Genomic DNA, 21,146 nt, shown 5'->3' with positions numbered 1-21,146 from the left:
ATGCAATTTCTACAATTATTAAAGTATTTTTATTGCTGAGCACTTTTTAATTCTTTAGCTTCTTTTATTATTCTTCTTCTATTAATTAATGCAAGGGCCACTGCAACAACTGCAACTATACCCATTCCAATCCATCCAAAATCATTTAAACGTACGATTGCCCAAGTTAATGGATTTGCACCATCACAAATACTTGAAATTTGTGTTCCAGCTGAAGGCATTGTATATTCAGCATTAATAGCTGCCTCAGTCATTAATGGAGCTAAATTAGTAGCAATTAGTAAGCCTCCGGCTAATACAACAACACCATTTATTAATGCTCTAAAGCCATTACCTTTAACCACTGGAGTAATTAGAACAAACATCCATGGTATAACTGCTAAATCCGCAAATGGAAGAACCTTGTTTCCAGGAAGAATTACAGCCATAAACACTGTTAAAGGTATTAATATAAGTGATACAGAAAGTGTCAAAGGATGTCCTACACCAACTGCTGAATCAAGGCCAATATAAACCTTTCCTCTATTTGAAAATCTTTTATTTATAAATTCTGAAGCGGCATCAGAAATAGGAAGCAAACCTTCCATTAGTAGAGAAGCCATTCTAGGAATAAGAACTAATACACCACCCATTGTAATTCCAAGCTTAAGTACATCACCATATTCATAACCTGCCACAATACCAATAATAATACCTAAAGCAGTTCCTATAAGTATTGGCTCTCCAAATACTCCAAATCTTTTCTGGGCCTTCTCCATGTTAATATCTATATCTCTAATACCAGGAATCATATCAATAATTTTGTTTATTACTATAGCTATTGGTGCATATGCAGCGGTAAATCCGTGGGGAAGTGATACCCCTGGTAATCCTAAGGTTTCTTCAACTCCAGAAGCTGTATAATCGGCAATCACCATAATTATTACCATATTTAAAATAGCTGCCACTAAGCCCATAGCTTGACTTCCAGTTACAACTGCAACAAGGGCTCCAGTAAATGCAAAGTGCCAATAATCCCAAATATCAACATCTATTGTTTGTGTTGTGTTAGTAAGAAGCATTATAATATTTACAACTAAACAAACTGGTATTATTACCATACCTACAACTGATGCAAAGGCAATAGCTGCTGTTGCTGGCCAACCAACATCAATTACAGATAATGATATTCCAAAACGTTCAATCATTTGTTCTACTGCAGGTCCTAGATTAGTAGATAATGCACCAATTACAAGGTTCAAACCTATAAATCCAACACCCACTGTTAATCCAGCTCTTGCTGATTTACCCTTTTCTGCTCCTAAAGCTATTCCAAAAATACAAATTATAATAGGCATCATAACTGTGGGACCTAAATCTTGAATAATCTTAAAAAAGTCTAATATATATGACATGATTTTCACCTCATTTAATTATTTTGATGAGCAAATTGCATAATTGCCTTTTAAAAAATTAACTACTGCATATTGTTTTAAAATCCTATAAACTATACTATGGACATTATGCAATTTTGCCAATTTAAAATTATTTGATTTCCTATATTTTGATTGATATAATTTTATTTTTCCATAAGCTCCAATATTTCCTTAGTTGTTTTGTCAATTCCAACACCAGTTAGGAAGCACACACCGCTTACAAATGGGCACTTAACTCCATCTGGTTTCATAGTTGTTGAAATAACAAAATCAAAATTACTTGATCTTGATGGCACCTCTGCCACTTTACACTGATCTATTTTATATTGTCCTTCATAACCCTTTTCATTTAATAACTTTTCCACCTTTACTCTTGCTGCTGTAGATGTACAAACTCCTGCTCCACATGCTAATAATATTCTTTTCATTTTATTTCACTTCCCTTTCTTTTTTTATTTTAATAATTAATTAATTATGGACTTACAATCGTTTTCAAACTTCTGTTTATTTAATAATGGATAGTCTAATAATCATAAAATCAATAGTTTACCCATTATATATAATTAAATCATTAATGATGTTAAATAGGATACAATATTATTTAATTCTATTTATAATTTAAATAATCCGCGGATTAAAATTACTTCTTAAAATACTTTATGATCTATCTATTCACCTAATATGATTACTCTACATTTACGGCTTCGAGATCTTGTACGATCAAAATCTACAAAATAAACATAACCTGTTTTTCCAACTCCCAATTTTCCTTCATCAACCTCTAATATCTGACTGGAACCAAGCAATGTTGATTTTAAATGGGCATCACAATTAAATAGGGCTGAGCGGTCACCATTTGGAAGATAATCTTCCGCATTTGGCCATGATTCAACGGCTTCATAATGCTTTTCTCCAGGATAATTGTACTGACCCTGTGCAACATTGTCTGGAATAATTTTTTGAAGTACATTATTTAAGTCGACTTGAAGAAATTCATCACCGTCTTCAGTATAATCATGGACGAATTCTTCAAAGAATACTGAGCATGTAGTGTGGGGTGAAACCACAACACAAATACCATTTTGAATTTTACTTTTTTTAATTGCTTCTTTTACTGAATCAGTGATATTAAAAAAACTTGGAGTTCCCCCATGGGAGGTTAAATTAATTTGCTCTTTATAAATATTCATACCTATACCTCCAATTTAATTTATTTTATTTTTCATTCTTTGCTTTAACAATTGCTTGTATCATTTCTTCTAACCTTTTTGCTTTATCTGGAGCTTTAAGTATCCCACTTGTTGCACCTGTTCCATCTGCACCATGAACTATTGTTTGATATACATCTTCACCTGTTGTGATTCCTGAAGCTTGCATTACTAAAATATTTTCATCAATTTCCTTTATTCTAGTTGTAGTTTCAACTATGTAATCATAACCACTTGTTTGTCCAGTTCCAATTAATGCAGTAGGTTCACATAATAATATATCAGGACTCAATTTAGCTATAGCTATAGCTTCTTCTAAACAATCTGCACAAACAATAGTAATAATTCCTAGTTCCTTTGCCCTATTAATAGTCTTTACTAAATCACTTAGTTTAAGAGAGTGCTCTGCATGATTTAAAAACACTGCTTCAGCACCAGCTGCCTTTAATGATTCAGGTAACACATGTCCCATTCCACGGCCTGGAACTAACGGGTCCATATGTTGAGCTGTTACTCTAAGATTTTTTGTGTTGGCCTTGATATTAGCTAAATCTGCAAAGGGTGCAGTGAAAAATATTTCCACTCCATATTCCTCAGCAAGCCTATCTGCAACTAGGGCCAGCTTTAAGCTTTCTTCTCCATATAAATATGATTTTGGATTGACAATGAAAAATGGCGCTTTTATTTTCTTCATTTTTTCACCTCCTATTTAAACTCTTTTGTTTGAAATACACCATAATAATGTTCTAAGCATTCCTTCATGCCTTCGATTTGTGCGTTTCTAAGCTCAAAATAATCACTTGATTTAGTACTTTGTGACTTGTTGAAGGCAGCAGTCACTAAATCTGTAAAAATATTTATCTTACTAATTCCTTCGCTGGCACATCTTCTAAGATTATCATCTCCCGATGATGAACCTCCATGAAGTACCAAAGGAGTATCTATAGCGTTTCTAATTTCCTTTAATCTATCAAAATCTATAACAGGTTTGCCCTTATAAGCTCCATGGGCAGTTCCTATAGATATTGCTAGTGAATCCACATTTGTAAGGTCAGCAAATTTCTTTGCTTCTTCAACAGTAGTATAAATACTATCACTATTATCATTACTTTTATAGCCTTCACCATTACCAACATGACCTATTTCAGCTTCTACAACTACTCCCTTAAGGTGAGCATAATCAACAATTTCCTTTGTTTTTTTAACATTATCCTCAAAGGAAAGCATAGAAGCATCTATCATAACTGATTTAAAGCCTTCATCTATGGCTCTAATTATTAGTTCTTTAGTAGTACCATGATCAAGATGCAATACTGCTGGAACCTTAGCCCTTTCTCCATAGTACTTACCTAAAAATAATGCCTCATCAAATGATAATAAATCCTTATGCACTTCTGCATAGCCTAAAATAATTGGTAAGTTTAGTTTTTCTGCAACTTCTATATAAGCTTTAATAGAATTTTGATCTACAAAATTTGTTGCTGGTATTGCAAAATTACCTTTTCTTGCTACCTTAAATAACTCCTTTGATGAAACTAACAAAATATCATCTCCTCTAGAAAATTAATTTATATTAGCTTTTTTCATTATTTCCTTAAATTCATCAATATTTTTACAAGCTGTAATTTCTTTTAACAATACTTCACTTTGAAATAAATCCATAAGCTTTTGAAGTATTTGAACCTGCTGTTCTGATTTTGCTAATCCAAGCATAAAAATTGTATTTACTTTTATTTCATTTTGACTATCTACCATATCCTTGAAAATTACTGGTTCCTTTAAGGTCATAAATCCAATTTGAGGTTTAATTATATGAGCACTATCGGTATGGGGTATAGCTACACCGATTCCATTTACATTTAAACCAGTTGGGTAACCCTCTTCCCTATCTACAACTGCTTGAAAAAATGTGTCCTTTACAAGGCCCTTTTTATAAAATTCATCTGCTAATTTTTTTATGGCATCCTCCTTATTATTGAAGGATTCCTTAAAAAAAACAATTTCTTCATCGAAAAACATGTTTTAGACACCTCCAGTTTTTTCATTGTATTTTTCTTTCAAATATTTCAATAATCTTTGCCACATCTTTACTGGTTTTTGCTTCATTTAAAGCTTCTTTAAATTGGCTAATTTGAAGCAAATTAATTAAATTAAACATTGCATTTAGATGTCTTTCGTTATCTACAGCACTTATAACACATACATACTTAATTGGATCTAAAATTCCAGCATTAAAGGACACAGGATTTTTCAATCTAATTAAATTAAACCCAAGCTTCATACTTCCTTCATCAACTGCTGAATGGGGAATAGCGAAGCCCTGTGAAATTACAATATAGGGTCCATTTTCTTCAACATTTCTAATCATGGATTTTACATAATTATCATTTATATATCCTTTATTCAATAAATTTTGAGAAGCCTTTTCTATTGCCTGCTGCCATGTATCTGCCTCTAAATCCAACTGAATAAACTCTTCAGTCAACAAATTCGAAAGACTCAAATCCAATTTATTCTTTTTAGCAAAGTAATTATTCAAACTGTCTTTAATTACATCCAAAAGTTCATCATTATTAACTATAGGTTCTATCTTAGTAATAATATCCAAATACTCATTTTTAACAAATTTTACAGAGTTAATACATCCATAATCATCGATCATTTTCCTCATTCTAAGAAAATCACTATCGGGTAGTTGAGGAGAAATCTTAATATATGGCACATCAATATCTTCTAAATCCACTGTAGAAATAACAAAGTCCACTTCTCTGCTTATAAAGTCCCTTAATCTATGCTTAGGCATAACATTTATTACATTAATATCAAATCTTTCAAGCAATTTTGATTTTAACAGCTGACTTGTTCCAATACCACTATTACATACTAAAATTACATTACACATAGTTGTTTGATTCTTTATTTTCTCAATAGATGCGCAAATATATATTACGATATATGAAATTTCTTCATCTGTAATAGTTCTGTTTACGTATTGTTCTAAAATTTCTATATTTTCTATAACGACTTTCTTTATGTCATCATATTTTTGCAAAATAGAATTAATCTCGTTATATTCATTAAAATTATTGAATCCATCATTAAATATCCTTTGTAAATGGTTAGATAAACTTTGAAAAAGTTCGTAATCCTTATATAAAGGAAGATTTAAAGACTTAGATACATTCATAATAAATAATCTAGTTATAATTTGTATATTTACTATTTCTTTGCTGTCGTCAACAGAACTGTTTTGTTTCAAATAAGTTAAATTTATTGAAAAGCTTTTCAAATATGCCAGTTCGTTTTTGTTCTCTTCAATGTCAAAATGCTGACAAACAAGCTTATATAATCTCTCAATTAATTTACTTTTAACATCCGTATTTTTTTGTTCATAATTTTCTAGAACTTTACCTGATTTTATTCTAAAAATAGCCATATACAAGTAGTTTATGAGCACATTAAAGGAAGATTCTGTCAAATGAAGCCCGGAATACCCTTCAGCTTCAGATGTCAAATTTTGCAGAATTATATTCTTTTCCCTAGTATTAATCCTTGTTTCTCCACCATTTGAATTCACTTTTCTTTCCTGATGAGAAAACAAACTGTATAAATACCCATATTTCATTAAAAAACTTGTAAATAAATTTCTTACATTTATTTCAGGTCCATTAAGGCAAATCCCTGCATTGGGTTGTGCATATGTTGAAAGACCATAACCATCCAAATAATCATTCAGATATTTTAAATCCCCAATGACCGTTGAACGAGATACATACATGAATTCAGCTATATTAGATAAAGTTACATATTCAGGAGTAAATATAAGTAAAAGAGCTTCTATCACTAAACGTTCATCTCTTGACAATCTATAATCATAAAAGCTAAGGGTATTAAGTGAATCATATATAGATTTATTTGTTTTTTCTATAGAGAGCTTGTTCTCTACCACTTCCAATGAAGCAATACCTTTAGAAGCAAAATATTCATTAATTTCCTGAATATCTGACTGAACTGTTTTTATGCTAACATTTAGAAGTTGTGCTAATCCCTTAATATCAAAAGCATTTGGTCTTTCATATACTTTTTTTATAATTTCACAAGTTCTTCTATTCAAATTTAACACCTGCCTCAGCACTTATATTTCTCAATAAATACTCTATCATTATTTGTCGAAATATAAAAGATTAAAACATTTCCAGTTGATAGAAGGATTTTGTTCTAATTATAATTACTACTCTTAATACTAGTGTTTTTATAGCTTATAACCCTCAAATCATATTTAAAAAATACATGAAAGTATAATCAATTCCATTTCATATAGAATAATAAACAGATAAAAGAAGTAGTCTGAATTCTTTATTAGACTACTTCTTTTATAGTTTACATAATATCAAGTTAACTCGTTGTGCTAATTCCTATATGGGAAGTTTTAATATTTTCTTTTTGTTCTTTTTCCATAATTGACAATTAAGCAAATTGCATAATTACCTTCCCAAAAAATTATCTACTACATATAGTTTTAAAATCTTCAAAGAACCACTACGCATATTATACAACCAACTCAAATTTGAATTATGTAATTTGCTTAACTATTTATATTTAATTTCTTTACAAGACTAATTCCTATAATACCACCAATAGTAAGTGCAACCATAAACACCCATCCAGAAAGCGAGAAGTTAGAAAGAGCTGAATATAAAGCTCCAACATTACATCCTAGAGCTATCCTTGCTCCATATCCCATAAATATACCACCTAATGCAAAATATAATATATCCTTCAAATTAAAATTTGTATCAAAGGAAAAATGTCCCGTAAATAAAAGAGATAGAGCTGCACCTATTATTATTCCTATATTTCTCATTGACTTAGGGTCGTTAAAAAATCCTCCATTTATAGCATCCATTCTTCCTGCAAACCACTCCCAATTAGAAACGTCTACAAGTCCAATCTTTTCAAATATCCATGCTCCCCAATAGGCAAATGTAGATGTAACGCCCCAACTTGATCCTGTTGTAACTAATATTGTTAAAAATAATATGCTAAGTAAAGTACCTCCTGTATAAAAGGACCATCTCTTCACAAAAAACTTATGATAGGTTTCCTTACTAAAAAATTTATATTCTTCTTTTTCCGGGATAGCTTTTTCAAAATCAGAATATGTTTCAGGAATATATGTATTTTGTTTTTTTCTTTTTTCTTCATATTTTTTTACAAAAACATATATTCCCAAATATCCAAGCAAGGATATAATGATACTTCCCATGTATCCTAATATATCGGGTAAATATACTTTTCCACCTGCAAAAAATATACTTCTTTCCCACATAGGCAAATCATGAACTCCCCATAATGAACCAATAATAAAGAAAAATAATACTATAAGTGATCTTATATATCCTTCACCTAAATCTGTCAATGTTCCTGAAGCACATCCTCCACCAAACATCATTCCTATACCAAAAATTATTCCGCCAATTACTGTAGCCATATTTACAGGCTTTACAGACTTAAAACCCGGTATAACTTCTGAACCACCCATCACAGCCCCATAGTGAATGGCAACTGTACCAATCATTGAAATAATAAACACAAATAATACGGCTCTAGTTAGATCACCATTTCCCATAATATACATTTTTCTAACGGTACCTGCAAAACCAAATCTGGACCTTTGCATCACATACCCTATAGCTAAACCAGTTATTAAGTACATGGCTAATTTATAATTTTTTGCATATTGGAAAACACTAAACCCCCCCATAATTACTAGAACCACAATTCCCAGATAGGTTTGTTTTATATTTATTTTAAAACTGGGACTCTCTTTAATATTTCTAATTTTTCTTTTAGCTTCCATATTCCTTTCCCCCGTTTGCAAATATTTTAATACTGAATATTTTCATAATAGTTTGTTAGTTATTTTTCAAACTATATATTAATTATAGTATCATTAATATACTTCTGTATAATAATTATGGCTTATTAACCTTAACAATTAATTATTGATAAACAGATATTATGCAGTATAACATCCTATTATATATTTATTTTCATTGATATAAATGCTAATATAAATATAGTAAAATAAACTAATTAGTTATATTTAAAATGTGAGGTTATAAAAATATGAATCTTGAATATCTACGCTCCTTTTATATGATTGTCCAATATGGTAATATGACAAAAGCGGCTAAAGCTCTTCATTTTACCCTTCCCGGACTTAGTGTGCAACTTAAAAAATTAGAAAAAGAATTTGACTCTAAACTATTGATCCGCAGTAATAAAGGTATCAGGCTTACAAAATCAGGAGAAATAGTATATAAATATGCAGATGATATCTTAAACCTCGGGAAAAATATACAAAGAGATCTTAAATATTTGATTGAAAATAAAATCAAATTAAATATTGGCTGCTGTAAGAGTTTTGGATTACATGACTTTCCCTATTGGATTTATACTTTTAAAAAATTCCATAAAGAAATAGACATAAATATAGAGCTTATAAATTGCAGTGAAGTTATAGAAAAATTGTGTAATCATACTATTAATATTGGATTTGTTAAAGACATTCCCCCAAAGAATTGTATAGTCACAAAATACATAAACTCCGATGAATTAATTTTAGTGGGAAATAAAAACTATAACACTGAAATAATTTCCATAGAAAAATTAAAAAATATGCCTCTAATTTTAAGAGAAAAAACATGTTATACAATGCCTATATTAGAAAGGGAATTTGAGAAAAAACACATATCCTTAAAAGACTTCAACATTATTTATAGGATAAACTCATCAGAAGCAATTAAATCTTCTGTTTCTGCCGGAAAAGGATTCTCCTTCCTGCCAAAATCAGCAGTTGAAGCTGAAATAGAAAGAGGATATATAAAACAAATTCAATTAGATAGAATTGAAATAAAGTTTAATCACTATTTAGCCTTTAGAAAAAAACACAAATTTGCTTCCTTTGAAAAAAAATTTGTAAATTTTGTAATCTCGACTTCTTTTAAAAAATAAAAGATAAAGAATTTAATCTTTATCTTTATAGATAGACTTTATACCTGGTAATATAATTTTAAATAGATTTTTCTTTCTAAGATTCAAAAATCTCACTTTACCGATTCCTTTAAAAGAGTCCTTTATTTTCTTTAATCCCAGACCTGTTTTTAAAAATCTATTTTTATCATCTAAAACTAATAACCTGTGATACAGCCAGTTATTTCTTCTAAAGGGATTGTTTTCTGTAACTATATTGTTAATGGTATCTTTTTGAGATATACTTCCGGGGTTACTGATTTCAATTTTGTTTTGACCAATATATATAACAGTTTCTCTAGAACAGTCAAAATAATCCCTATGAACTACTGCATTAGAAATACATTCTTCCATAAATTCTACAGGATATGAATAAGTATCCAATAATTTTTTTGCAAATCTTGTTGAATTATCTATAAGAGTTAGTAAATTTCCTTCAAAATAATTACTTATTGGTTTGTTTTCCTGGTAGTAAATAATCCTTATTCCCGTATGGGGTAAATAAAGCTGGGGGTTTTTACAAAATAATAAAAGCCCTCCTATTGTTGGATAATATTCATCACTATCCTTATCATAATATACTATACCCAAATTACTTAAAAGCTGGTTATCATAACTATCATTTATATTCATCTTTTTTAAATATTTATTTACTAAATCCTTATCCAATTCCTTTAATGCCACATTTGGTACAGGCATTTGCTCATTATTTATGATACCGCTTTTTTGCAGCATGCTTGCAATTTCATCTCTTCTAGCTATATCAGTGGTAGAGCCTCTTCTTATGTAAAAAGCTCCATTCTGTCTCATTTGATGAGGTCTTTTATTGCTTCTAAATATTGTTATTACCCCTATTTTTTTTATATCAATTTCTATAAATTCTACTCTTATGTTTATAGGTGGATCACATCTCTGGCTAATAATCTGCTGAATTCTTTCTTCATTTATATATTCAGGATCAACACCAATTATTTCTTTTGTTTTATCCTCAATACCTATTACTAAATGACCTCTACCACCTTGGCTGTTAGCTATTGCTATGACATCTTTTACAAGTTCCTTTTTTCCTGATTCTAAGCTTATGTCAATTTTTTCTTTATAATCTAATTTAGGACCTTCTTCTCTGTTTAACAATATTTTCAGTTTGCTTTGATCCAAGGTATATCCCCCTTATGCCCAATAATGAAATATATTATAATCCATTGTTATATTTAGTATATCACATAGCTTTTTCCTTGGATATCGTAAAACATTAGAAAAAAAACAAAAATTCTGGAACCGAAGTCCCAGAATTTTTATATTTAAAATATCATTGCACCTATTACACCAAATATTATTAATGGTATATTAAAATGCAGAAAAGTTGGAACACATGTATCCCAAATATGATTATGTTGTCCATCAACATTAAGACCTGCAGTAGGTCCAAGTGTACTGTCCGAAGCCGGTGAACCAGCATCTCCAAGGGCAGCAGCAGTACCTATTAATACAACTGTGGCAAGAGGACTAAAGCCTATGGAAGATGCTAAAGGTACATAAATAGCCGCAATTATTGGAATTGTACCAAAAGAAGTACCTATTCCCATGGTTATAATTAATCCTACAAAGATCATGATGATAGATGCTATAAATTTGCTACCACCTAATATTCCTGAAGCTGCATTTACTAAAGTCTCTACTCCTCCAGTTTCTCTTATTACAGATCCATAACCTGAAGCAACAAGCATAACAAAAGCTATAAAGCCCATCATTGAAATACCACCTGACATTAGTTCATCAACATCTTTCCACTTAATAGCTCCAAATATAACCATTATTGCAAGGCCTACTATCGCTCCTAGAGGCAAGGATTCCATTGTAAGTTGTACTACCAATGCAGCTACGGCTCCTATTAATGCCACATAATGATTCTTCGTCATTTTATCAGAACTGTTATTCTTTTCCTCAGACATTGATGAAGCAGATACTTCTTCATTTGCCAGGGCATTATATTCCCTGGGCTTCCTATAGGTAATTAAAACAGCAAATAACAATCCTACAAGCATTCCTAATCCTGGAAGCCACATCCCCTTCCATATAGCCCCTTTGGCAATTTCCATTCCATTTGCAGTCATTTCATCACTGATTATGCCATGAAAAATAAGTCCAAAGCCTGCTGGAATAGCCACATAGGGTGCCTTTAATCCAAAGGTTAATGCACAAGCAACAGCCCTTCTGTCAATTTTCAATCTATTCATTACTCCTAATAAAGGTGGAATTAATATTGGCACAAAGGCTATATGCACTGGTATAAGATTTTGTGAAAACATACTTACACCAGCAATTATCAATACTAGAGCAACTGCTTTCCCCTTTATTGCACCAGCAATTTTTTTTGCTAACATTCCAGCTAATCCCGTCTTATTTATAGCTACAGCTAATGCACCCAATAATATATAACTTAATGCTGTCTCTGCATTTCCTCCCATACCACCAATTAAGGTTTTCATCGCTTCACCTATTGGCATTCCCGCCAATGTACCGCCAACCAATGCAGCAATAATTAAAGAAATAATAACATTTAGATTCAAAAGACATAATATTACCATTACAAGAACCGACAATATAACCGGATTAAACAGCATACACATTTCCCCCTTTTTAAATTTAAATGTTGTGGATTTTCAGATTGATGACTTAAAAAAATTTAATAATATCAAATAATAAGTCAATCAACTTTCTTCAATATTCCCCATTTACCCTTCAACTTTAATTTAGTTTACCAATAGCTCCTTCTACCACTTTTACTATCTCATTTTCCTCAATTAATGTAGCACTTTTATTAATATCAAAATACATTATTCTATCATCTACCAAGGTCTCTACAGTTTCTCTTATTTTTTTATATGCCTCTTTTGTACCTTTTCCAAGCTTACTAGGATCTTGAAAGTCTATAGCTTGGGAAGCTGCTATACACTCAATAGCTAAAACCCTTGTAGTATTATACAATATTTCCCTAGCTTTCCTGGAAGCAATTGTTCCCATACTTACATGGTCTTCTTGATTTGCAGAAGAAGGAATGGAATCAACACTTGCTGGATGGGCAAGAACTTTATTTTCTGATACTAAAGCTGCTGCAGAATACTGGGCTATCATAAATCCAGAATTCAATCCGCCCTTTTCGGTTAAGAATGCAGGTAAACCACTTAATTGTGGGTTTACAAGTCTTTCTATTCTTCTTTCAGATGAATTGGCTAGTTCGGCTATAGCTATTCCTAAATAATCAAAGGCCAATGCCATCGGTTGCCCATGGAAATTTCCACCAGAAATTGCTTCCTTGTCATCGGCGAATATCAATGGATTATCGGTTGCTGAATTTATTTCTATGGTTACCTTTTCCTTTATGAAATTTATGGCATCTTTACTAGCTCCATGTATCTGAGGTATACATCTTAATGTATAGGCATCCTGAACTCGTATTTCCCCTTGCTTAGTAGTTAAATCGCTTCCCTGTAATAATCTTAGTAAATTTTCAGCTGAACTCATTTGCCCTATATGAGGTCTAACTTTATGAACTCTAGAATCATATGCATCAGTTATACCATTTAGAGCCTCAACTGTTAAAGCAGCAGTTATATCTGAAAGCTTTGCAAGGTTTATAGCATCGTAAACAGTAAGAGCCCCTACAGCTGTCATAACTTGAGTACCATTTATAAGTGCCAATCCTTCTTTAGAAGTAAGGTGAATAATGTCTATACCAGCTTTTTTCATAGCCTCCTTTCCTGACATAAGTTCTCCTTTATAATATGCTTCACCTTCTCCCAACATAACTAAAACCATATGTGCTAATGGTGCCAAATCTCCACTTGCTCCTAAAGATCCCTTTTCAGGAATAGCTGGATGGACTTTTTTGTTTATCATTTCAATAAGTGTTTCTAAAGTATTTAATCTAATTCCTGAAAAACCCTTTGCAAGGGCATTGGCTCTAAGCAACATTATTGCTCTAACTACTTCCTCTGGAAAATGTTTTCCTACTCCGCATGAATGACTTATTATTAAATTTCTTTGAAGATCCTTTGCTTCATCTTTTGTGATTACAACATCACTAAATTTCCCAAAACCCGTTGTTATACCATATACAATTTTTTCATTTTCAACAAACTCATCTACAACTGTTCTGGATTTTTTAATTTTTTCTATTGCTTCATCAGTTAATGCCACTTCTGTAAGGTCTCTGGAAACTTTAACAATTTCCTCTATAGTTAAACGCTCCCCATCAATTAAAATTTTATTCATTTAATCTTCCCCTTTCACAACAATTTTAATATTTTAATTAAATTTGAATTTAACAAGTAAAAACCTACTGTGTTTTGTAGATTTTTACATTCTTTAGTAGTAAATAGTATTAAAAATTTACTGCAGAAATATAAAGAATTTTATATATTTTTAGAAAATTGTTTTTAAAACACTAATTTATTAAAAATGGTTATAAGAAATTGCTTGAGTCAAAATTTTTAAAGGAATCTCTAGAGAAAGATAATTAAATCTTATTATGGATAAATAACACTAAAACTTAAGATAAATTTCAAAGAAAATAATGAATACTTCTGCATTTTTTATTTGAAATTTATTAATCTTTAGAGTTGTTTATCTTTAGGTAATTTGCATATCATAAAAAATGAATGAGTATATTTATTTTTATTAGATGTACAAAGCAAAGCTTCAAATTGAATTGAGATAATTACATAATTAGAATTGAGGACAATTTCATTTTCCCCAATATTAATATTTATTCAATGTTCTATTTACATTTTAACATATTATGAAACTCTTGAAAACCATAAAAATCATTGCTTTAGCTACTTATTGCACTATTGCTTTAGCTTAATAAATTTTAATTTGTGAATTTTTATAAATCAAATAGCATAGATATACATATAAACTTATTGTTATTTCCGTTTTTATCTATTTTTATCCTGTGAACTGTTTCTTGCTTTTAGAAAATCTTAAATTGAGTCAAAAAAATATGGGTCTATTAAAGTAAATAGACCCATATTTCTAAATTTTACTCTATTGTACATATGCTTTGAGGTCTTTTTATTCTCAAAGCTATACTTTCCATAACTCTAAATAAATGATTCAGGTTTTCATCACCCATATATGCAGTTACCATATCCTCTCCTATAGCCAAATCTAAATTTTGAGCCCCTATTGATATGACAGCAGCTTTACCCTCCTCAATCATAGGACTTTGATAAACTTTTCCATCAACTAATTCCTTAACCCTAGATAATACTGTAACACCTGTTCCCTCTTGTATTCTTTGCATTTTTATATATAAATCAGTACTTACTACAAGGGCATAGGGTCCATAGGAATCGGCCTTAATTAGTTGCTCAATGGCCTTTGCAACATCCCTATAAGGATGTTCTCCTTCACTCCAATCATTGGCTTTTACACAGAGTCTTCCTTCCACATTCATGATTCCTTGATTTTCTTTAGTCCCGTTAAATATTATATTATCTTCCTTTTTAGCAAGAGAAGTAGTGGCAGCCGCAACTAAAGAATAATCCAAGGGTCTATTTGATGATTTCAGATTTTCTAAATCTCTCCATGTAATCATAAAATCCTTGTATATAAGTGGAACTGGTATAAATCTTCTTTCTTTAATTTGGATTTGTCCATCTTCATCACCACTGAACTTACTTAATTCAGCTTCACCATTTAAATCTACCCTATCTATTTCTATACTTTGAACTCCCCCACCCAGTGGGCCATATGTATGTACAACTTTTCTTCCTATCAGTTTCTTTCTAGCCACATCAACAACAACATCATCAATTTCATCCCACTGTTTATCACTTAACGGAGAATCTTCTCTCATCAAATAATCTTTCACTTATTATCCCTCCTATTAATTTATTCTTTCATTAAACTTCCCACGGATTTTGGATCTTTTTCCGTTTCTAATTTGATTTCATCCTTGGGCATTTCAAGTTCTAATTCTTCCATCATCTCTTTTACTTCTTCCTTACCATTTGCAAACAATCTTGCTTCATTTGGGTCCAATATATTCAATAATGTCATAAGCTCTCCTACATGCTCTCTTTCTTCATCCCTTATATCTTCTAATATTTTTTTAGCTCTAATATCATCTGTTGCCTGAGCATGGGCATCATAAAGAAATATAGCTTCAAGCTCCCCTACTATATCCTGTCTTACTGCATTAATCAATTCTTCTTTAGTAATTTTTCTTGGAACATTCATCCCAAATGGATTAGGCATGTTTGGCATAATAACATCTCCCTTTGATTAAAATATTTAAAGAATATAAAAATTCCAGTTGTCATAGTCTCCTTACCAATTGAAATCTTCATATTCCCTATTTAAATATATACCAATAGAAGCTTTCTTTTAAACAAAAAAGAATAAAAGCTATGACTATTATTGAATTGCCACTTTCTTCAGTCTAGTTATAAGATAATAAAGATAATTATTTTGCCTAAGTCTTAAAAAATAAATTACCCACTTTTAATAGTGGATATAATAAAAAAATTTGTTTTCTAATTTTTACTATAAATAACCTTGTCATTTAAAATTTTTTAAACCTTAAAGTTGTTTATTTTTATTTTTTATAAATATTTCTTAATATTAAATAATGAATCTAACACTAACCAGTTTTGAGGAAAATATCTATTAATGGTCCAATAGCTTACTCCTCCAAGATTTTTTCTGTTTGCTAGCTTTAATTTGGACTCTATACTTCTAGCATCTTCAAACCATACTATATGCTGCTTGCCATCACTATCATAGTAGGTAAAGAAAGGAGCCTGAGATTGCTGGTCATACTGTATAGCTGCCCCAACATTCACAGCAAGATCCACTGCTCCAGTATTAGTTACTGTTTTAGCCGCTGTCCCCCTAACGTAAGGGAGCGTCCAATCATATCCATAGTTTGGTATACCCATTAATATCTTTTCACTTGGGATTTCAGTTATAGCATAATTTATAACCTTCTCAACTTCATTAATTGGTGCTACTGCAAGTGGAGGTCCATAGGTATATCCCCACTCATAAGTCATTATTACAACATGGTCTACAAGGGCTCCATGAACAGGGTAATCATGTCCTTCATAAACTACTCCTTTTTGATCAGCTGATATTTTGGGAGCCAAGGCTGTTGTTACTGTATATCCAAGAGGCTTAAGTCTACTGGTAACTTTTCTCAAGAAATCATTATATAATTCTCTGTCCTCTGGATAGATATACTCAAAGTCTATATCTAATCCATAATAATTTTTTTCCTTTAAAATATTGATAATATTGTTTATGAGTGTTTCTTGAATTTCCTCATTACTAAGTATACTTCTAGCTATATCGCTACTAAATCCTCCACCACTTTCCAAATTAGTTATTACCATAATAGGTGCTACTCCTGCTTCTCTTGCTACTTTGATTAATTCCTCATCTTCAATAGTATTTAATGTACCATCTGGATTAACTTCATAGCTGAAAATACTGAGATAAGTTAAATATGGCAATGTTTTTTTGAGCACATCCATATCAATATTAGGAAATGCATATCCATTCACCTCAATAGTCCCTAGTTCCTTTGTCTTTGATGGTATATCAATTATTTGTCCTGGATAGATTGTCATTGGACTTGTTATTTGTGGGTTCATATCTACTATGGATTGAACTGTGACTCCATACTGCATCGCAATAGAATATAGTGATTCACCAGGCATCACCCTATGCTTTCTTATTCCTTCTAATATAACCAAAGTTTGACCTACTGCAAGTCTACTTGGATCTGTGAGCTCATTATCATCAGCAATTTTAAAAGGCGGTACATTATACAGCTGTCCAATACTATATAAGCTTTCACCAGGTCTTACAACATGAATTATCAAAAAATCATCCCCTTCATTCTAGTATATGTGATATTAATATATGTTGTTATATTTTATTTAGAAGATGATTTTTAAATCGCTAAAGTATTGAATTCAAGTTTTTAATTCTAGGTTCAAAGTTCAAAAACTTAAGTATTAAATAAAAAAAATCACAGCCATTATTCACTGTGATTTTCATTTCGAATTGATTTTTAAAATTCTAAGAGAATATACTAAAAACTTAGAACCAACAAAGGGGAATTGAATCCCTTTGTTTTAGTCCCTTAATCTATGAACAAATAATCCACTCCTAAGCTTTGGTTCAAACCAAGTAGATTTTGGAGGCATTACCCTTCCCGCATCCGCTATTGATAATAAATCTTCCATAGTAGTAGGATACATTGAGAAGGCAATTTTCATATCTTTAGCTATTCTTCTTTCAAGCTCTTCAAGTCCTCTTATTCCACCTACAAAATCTATCCTTTTATCGGTTCTGGGATTTTCTATTCCTAAAATTGGACCCAAAAGATTCTCTTGTAGAATCGATACATCTAGTCTATCAACAGGATCATTTGTATTATAAATACCATCTTTTGCAATTAATTTATACCATTTGTTATTTAAATACATTCCAAATGTATGTTTTTCTATAGGCTTATATTGTCCTTTTCCATTATATTCTTCTACATCAAACTTCTCTTTAATCTTTTCCATAAACTCTTCTTCAGATAAACCATTGAGATCTTTTACCACCCTATTATAATCCATAATAAATAAATCCTCATCAGGAAAAATAACCGATAGAAAATAATTAAATTCCTCTTTTCCCGTATAATTTGGATTCTTTTCTCTTCTTTTTAGTCCAACTTTTACAGATGAAGCTGATCTATGGTGCCCATCAGCTATATATAAATAATCTATTTTTTCAAAGATTCTATTTATTCTAATATTAGTGTTATCATCATCCATAACCCATACTATATGGGTTATTTCATCTTCGCTAGTAAAATTATAAACTGGCCTATGGAATTTTATCCAGTCATTTATTATTTTATTCAATTTATCATTTTTTCTATATGTTAAGAAAATTGGCGCCGTATTTGCATCACAATAATCAAAATTATTTATCCTATCTACTTCTTTTTGTGGTCTAGTAAATTCATGCTTCTTAATAATATCCTTTAGATAGTCATCAATTGAAGTACATCCAACTAGTCCAGTCTGAACCCTACCGTCCATTATCTGTCTATAGATATAGAATTTTGGAACTTCATCCTGAACTAGTATACCATCTTCAATCATTTTATCTAAATTTTTCCTAGCAGTTTTATAAACAGTTTCATCATATTGACCTACAGAATCATCGACGTCAATTTCTGACCTTACTACATGTAAAAATGAATATTTATTGCCCTCTGCCATTTTTTTTGCTTCTTCTCTATTCATAACATCATATGGCAAAGATGCTACCTTTGATGCCAAGTCAATCTTTGGTCTTATTCCTTTAAACGGTTTAACAACAGCCACAGCTTTTACCTCCTATGAATTTTATATTATACTCCAAGAATTTCTTCAATAACTTTAAGCAATTGTTTTACATCATCCAAAGTAGTCTCAGCCATATGTGCAACTCTAAAGGTTTTCTCCTTAAGATCTCCATAGCCATTGGATATCATATATCCACGTTTACCTAGTTCTTTATTAAGCCCTTCAACACTAATGTTTTTAGTGTTCTTAATAGTTGTCAATGTATTTGAAGCATATTTCTCTTCAGCAAACATTTCAAAATACTTCTTAGCCCAATCACGGACATAGTTTGCCATCTCTAAGTGACGACTAAATCTATTTTCAAGTCCTTCCTTTAAAATCTTATCTAATTGATAGTCTAAAGCAAACATATGGGGAAGAGAAGGAGTTGATGGATACTGATAATCCTTCTTTTGTATATATTTATATAGATTTAATAAATCTAAATATAGCCCTCTATTTGGAACTTCCTTTGCTGCATCAAGGGCTTTCTGAGAAATTGAACAGATTGCCAAACCTGGAGGAAGCCCAAGACACTTTTGAGTTGAGGTAATACAAATGTCAACACCAAGCCTATCTACTTCAATTCTTGTTCCACCCATTGAGCTTACTGTATCTAAACAAAATACTACATCGGGATACTTCTTTAAAACTCCAGCAATACCCTCTACAGGATTCATTATCCCCGTTGAAGTTTCATTATGGGTAATAGTAACTAAGTCATATTTTCCAGTTGATAGTGCTTCATCAACCATTTCAGGAGTAGTAGGTTTACCAAGCTCGGAAGAAAATTTATCTGCAGGAACAGCATTTGCCTCTGCCATCTTGTACCATCTATCGCCAAAAGCCCCTACAGAAAATATAGCCGCTCTTCTTCTTGTACAACAACGAACTGCTGCCTCCATTAGTCCACTACCAGAAGTAGTAGATAGTATGATCTCATTTTTAGTATACATCAATTTTTGCATTTTTTCTGAAATGCCCCTTTGTAAGTCAGAAGCATCTTTAGTACGATGTCCTATCATTGGTGTTGCTAATTTTTGAAGTACATCCTGTGCAACATCCACTGGCCCAGGTATAAATAATTTCTTGTGCATTGATTTACCTCCTATACAAATAATTTTTACATTCTATGATAATGTTTTTTGAAAATTTTTAATTTACTAGCTCAACAGGTTAATTTAATCTATACTTGTCTCTTTTATATCATATAAATCTACTCTTCTATGTTTTAATAAAGGTAATTCATTCCGTATCTTTTCAATTTTTTCCAAATTTATTTTTCCATATATTATTGCTTCTTTTTCATCGGCCTGTGAAATAATATCTCCCCATGGGTCAACTATTAAAGAATGTCCATATGCAACATATGGAGAATCCAGTTTTCTAGAAGGTGATGCTGCTATGAAGTATACTTGATTGTCTAAGGCTCTTACTCTGGCCAGAGAATGCCAGTGGGCTGGCCCCGTAATCATATTAAATGCTGCCGGAACAATAAGAACCTTAGCACCCTTTAAAGCCATTAATCTCATAAGCTCTGGAAACCTCATGTCATAACAAATAGCCACTCCTATTTTGCAAAACTCTGTTTGAAAAACTGTGACACTATTCCCATATCCTAATGCATCTGATTCCTTAAATCTTATACCATCTTTAACATCAATGTCAAAAAGATGCATTTTTCTATGTTTATCTATTAGTTTTCCATTTCTATCAAAAATATATGAAGTATTATAAATTTTTTCTTTTTGCTTTTCTGGAATGGAACCGCCAACAATATAGATTCGATATTTTTCAGATAATTGCGATAGTAACCTGGTAGTAATACCCGGATACTCCTCTGCATATTTCGGAAAAAAACTATTGTTATATGGACAATTGAACATTTCTGGCAATACAACTAAATCTGAACCGTTACAAGCTGCTTCTACTATTAATCTTTCAGCTGTTTTGAGGTTTTTTTCTTTATCATCTATAACTTTCATTTGGCAGATTGCAATTTTAAATTTAGACATGATAATTCCTCCCTTCTATTGTTTGTTTTACCATTTTTTATATGATAAATTAACTATTATTAAATAGTATCTCAT

The 21,146-nt window shown here is 31.1% G+C and carries 18 protein-coding genes; 1 reads left to right on the top strand and 17 read right to left on the bottom strand.

Annotated elements, in window-relative coordinates; translation table 11 throughout:
* Window positions 1-29: 29 nt before the first annotated feature.
* The 8 genes from B5X81_RS08925 to B5X81_RS08890 all read right to left on the bottom strand — a co-directional run bounded on the left by B5X81_RS08925 (window position 30) and on the right by B5X81_RS08890 (window position 8,483).
* Window positions 30-1,394, bottom strand: coding sequence for a PTS galactitol transporter subunit IIC (locus B5X81_RS08925; protein WP_079491074.1), 1,365 nt, complete (start codon window positions 1,392-1,394; stop codon window positions 30-32).
* A gap of 164 nt (window positions 1,395-1,558) precedes the next feature.
* On the bottom strand, window positions 1,559-1,843 hold the full coding sequence (locus B5X81_RS08920) for a PTS sugar transporter subunit IIB (protein ID WP_079491072.1): 285 nt from the start codon (window positions 1,841-1,843) through the stop codon (window positions 1,559-1,561).
* Between the two features lie 240 nt (window positions 1,844-2,083).
* A complete protein-coding gene (locus tag B5X81_RS08915) occupies window positions 2,084-2,605 on the bottom strand; it encodes a YjbQ family protein (protein WP_079491071.1) in 522 nt (173 codons plus the stop codon).
* Window positions 2,606-2,630: 25 nt separating this feature from the next.
* On the bottom strand, window positions 2,631-3,317 hold the full coding sequence (locus B5X81_RS08910) for a triose-phosphate isomerase (protein ID WP_079491069.1): 687 nt from the start codon (window positions 3,315-3,317) through the stop codon (window positions 2,631-2,633).
* Window positions 3,318-3,328: 11 nt separating this feature from the next.
* Window positions 3,329-4,165 carry a class II fructose-bisphosphate aldolase gene (locus tag B5X81_RS08905; RefSeq protein ID WP_079491067.1) on the bottom strand — a complete coding sequence of 279 codons (837 nt, stop codon included), beginning with the start codon at window positions 4,163-4,165 and terminating at the stop codon, window positions 3,329-3,331.
* Window positions 4,166-4,186: 21 nt separating this feature from the next.
* Window positions 4,187-4,642 carry a PTS sugar transporter subunit IIA gene (locus B5X81_RS08900; protein WP_079491066.1) on the bottom strand — a complete coding sequence of 152 codons (456 nt, stop codon included), beginning with the start codon at window positions 4,640-4,642 and terminating at the stop codon, window positions 4,187-4,189.
* Window positions 4,643-4,664: 22 nt separating this feature from the next.
* Window positions 4,665-6,737, bottom strand: coding sequence for a BglG family transcription antiterminator (locus tag B5X81_RS08895; protein WP_170917339.1), 2,073 nt, complete (start codon window positions 6,735-6,737; stop codon window positions 4,665-4,667).
* 471 nt (window positions 6,738-7,208) lie between these two features.
* A complete protein-coding gene (locus tag B5X81_RS08890) occupies window positions 7,209-8,483 on the bottom strand; it encodes a YeeE/YedE family protein (RefSeq protein WP_280175259.1) in 1,275 nt (424 codons plus the stop codon).
* 269 nt (window positions 8,484-8,752) lie between these two features.
* On the opposite strand from B5X81_RS08890, the gene B5X81_RS08885 reads away from it, so the two are divergent.
* A complete protein-coding gene (locus B5X81_RS08885; protein ID WP_079491063.1) occupies window positions 8,753-9,640 on the top strand; it encodes a LysR family transcriptional regulator in 888 nt (295 codons plus the stop codon).
* A 12-nt stretch (window positions 9,641-9,652) separates the two neighbouring features.
* Here the strand turns inward: B5X81_RS08885 and B5X81_RS08880 are convergent, their stop codons facing one another.
* The 9 genes from B5X81_RS08880 to B5X81_RS08840 form a co-directional block, all read right to left on the bottom strand.
* Complete coding sequence (locus B5X81_RS08880) at window positions 9,653-10,816, bottom strand: AlbA family DNA-binding domain-containing protein (RefSeq protein WP_079491062.1); 1,164 nt, start codon at window positions 10,814-10,816, stop codon at window positions 9,653-9,655.
* A 143-nt stretch (window positions 10,817-10,959) separates the two neighbouring features.
* Window positions 10,960-12,282: a Na+/H+ antiporter family protein gene (locus B5X81_RS08875; RefSeq protein WP_079491060.1), complete on the bottom strand. Its 1,323-nt coding sequence runs from the start codon at window positions 12,280-12,282 to the stop codon at window positions 10,960-10,962.
* Between the two features lie 124 nt (window positions 12,283-12,406).
* Window positions 12,407-13,933, bottom strand: coding sequence for a histidine ammonia-lyase (gene hutH, locus B5X81_RS08870; RefSeq protein ID WP_079491058.1), 1,527 nt, complete (start codon window positions 13,931-13,933; stop codon window positions 12,407-12,409).
* A gap of 769 nt (window positions 13,934-14,702) precedes the next feature.
* On the bottom strand, window positions 14,703-15,536 hold the full coding sequence (locus B5X81_RS08865) for a family 1 encapsulin nanocompartment shell protein (protein WP_079491057.1): 834 nt from the start codon (window positions 15,534-15,536) through the stop codon (window positions 14,703-14,705).
* Window positions 15,537-15,556: 20 nt separating this feature from the next.
* Window positions 15,557-15,931 (bottom strand): ferritin family protein, encoded by a 375-nt coding sequence (locus tag B5X81_RS08860; RefSeq protein ID WP_079491055.1) that lies wholly within the window; start codon window positions 15,929-15,931, stop codon window positions 15,557-15,559.
* A 338-nt stretch (window positions 15,932-16,269) separates the two neighbouring features.
* Complete coding sequence (locus B5X81_RS08855) at window positions 16,270-17,550, bottom strand: glycosyl hydrolase family 18 protein (RefSeq protein ID WP_079491054.1); 1,281 nt, start codon at window positions 17,548-17,550, stop codon at window positions 16,270-16,272.
* 255 nt (window positions 17,551-17,805) lie between these two features.
* Window positions 17,806-19,056, bottom strand: coding sequence for a DUF1015 domain-containing protein (locus tag B5X81_RS08850; RefSeq protein WP_079491052.1), 1,251 nt, complete (start codon window positions 19,054-19,056; stop codon window positions 17,806-17,808).
* A gap of 26 nt (window positions 19,057-19,082) precedes the next feature.
* A complete protein-coding gene (locus tag B5X81_RS08845; RefSeq protein ID WP_079491051.1) occupies window positions 19,083-20,153 on the bottom strand; it encodes a pyridoxal-phosphate-dependent aminotransferase family protein in 1,071 nt (356 codons plus the stop codon).
* 84 nt (window positions 20,154-20,237) lie between these two features.
* Entirely contained in the window at window positions 20,238-21,071 is an 834-nt protein-coding gene (locus B5X81_RS08840; RefSeq protein ID WP_079491049.1) for a carbon-nitrogen hydrolase family protein, read from the bottom strand.
* Window positions 21,072-21,146: the final 75 nt, after the last annotated feature.

It is taken from the genome of Maledivibacter halophilus, assembly GCF_900167445.1.
Taxonomy (GTDB): domain Bacteria; phylum Bacillota; class Clostridia; order Peptostreptococcales; family Caminicellaceae; genus Maledivibacter; species Maledivibacter halophilus.
This window is presented reverse-complemented; position numbering and strand designations above follow the sequence as displayed.

Bases quoted from the DNA above. Each gene is read 5' to 3' on its own strand.
- B5X81_RS08925 (WP_079491074.1), bottom strand. From the start codon at position 1,394: ATGTCATATATATTAGACTTTTTTAAGATTATTCAAGATTTAGGTCCC.
- B5X81_RS08920 (WP_079491072.1), bottom strand. From the start codon at position 1,843: ATGAAAAGAATATTATTAGCATGTGGAGCAGGAGTTTGTACATCTACA.
- B5X81_RS08915 (WP_079491071.1), bottom strand. From the start codon at position 2,605: ATGAATATTTATAAAGAGCAAATTAATTTAACCTCCCATGGGGGAACT.
- B5X81_RS08910 (WP_079491069.1), bottom strand. From the start codon at position 3,317: ATGAAGAAAATAAAAGCGCCATTTTTCATTGTCAATCCAAAATCATAT.
- B5X81_RS08900 (WP_079491066.1), bottom strand. From the start codon at position 4,642: ATGTTTTTCGATGAAGAAATTGTTTTTTTTAAGGAATCCTTCAATAAT.
- B5X81_RS08890 (WP_280175259.1), bottom strand. From the start codon at position 8,483: ATGGAAGCTAAAAGAAAAATTAGAAATATTAAAGAGAGTCCCAGTTTT.
- B5X81_RS08885 (WP_079491063.1), top strand. From the start codon at position 8,753: ATGAATCTTGAATATCTACGCTCCTTTTATATGATTGTCCAATATGGT.
- B5X81_RS08875 (WP_079491060.1), bottom strand. From the start codon at position 12,282: ATGCTGTTTAATCCGGTTATATTGTCGGTTCTTGTAATGGTAATATTA.
- hutH (WP_079491058.1), bottom strand. From the start codon at position 13,933: ATGAATAAAATTTTAATTGATGGGGAGCGTTTAACTATAGAGGAAATT.
- B5X81_RS08860 (WP_079491055.1), bottom strand. From the start codon at position 15,931: ATGCCAAACATGCCTAATCCATTTGGGATGAATGTTCCAAGAAAAATT.
- B5X81_RS08845 (WP_079491051.1), bottom strand. From the start codon at position 20,153: ATGCACAAGAAATTATTTATACCTGGGCCAGTGGATGTTGCACAGGAT.
- B5X81_RS08840 (WP_079491049.1), bottom strand. From the start codon at position 21,071: ATGTCTAAATTTAAAATTGCAATCTGCCAAATGAAAGTTATAGATGAT.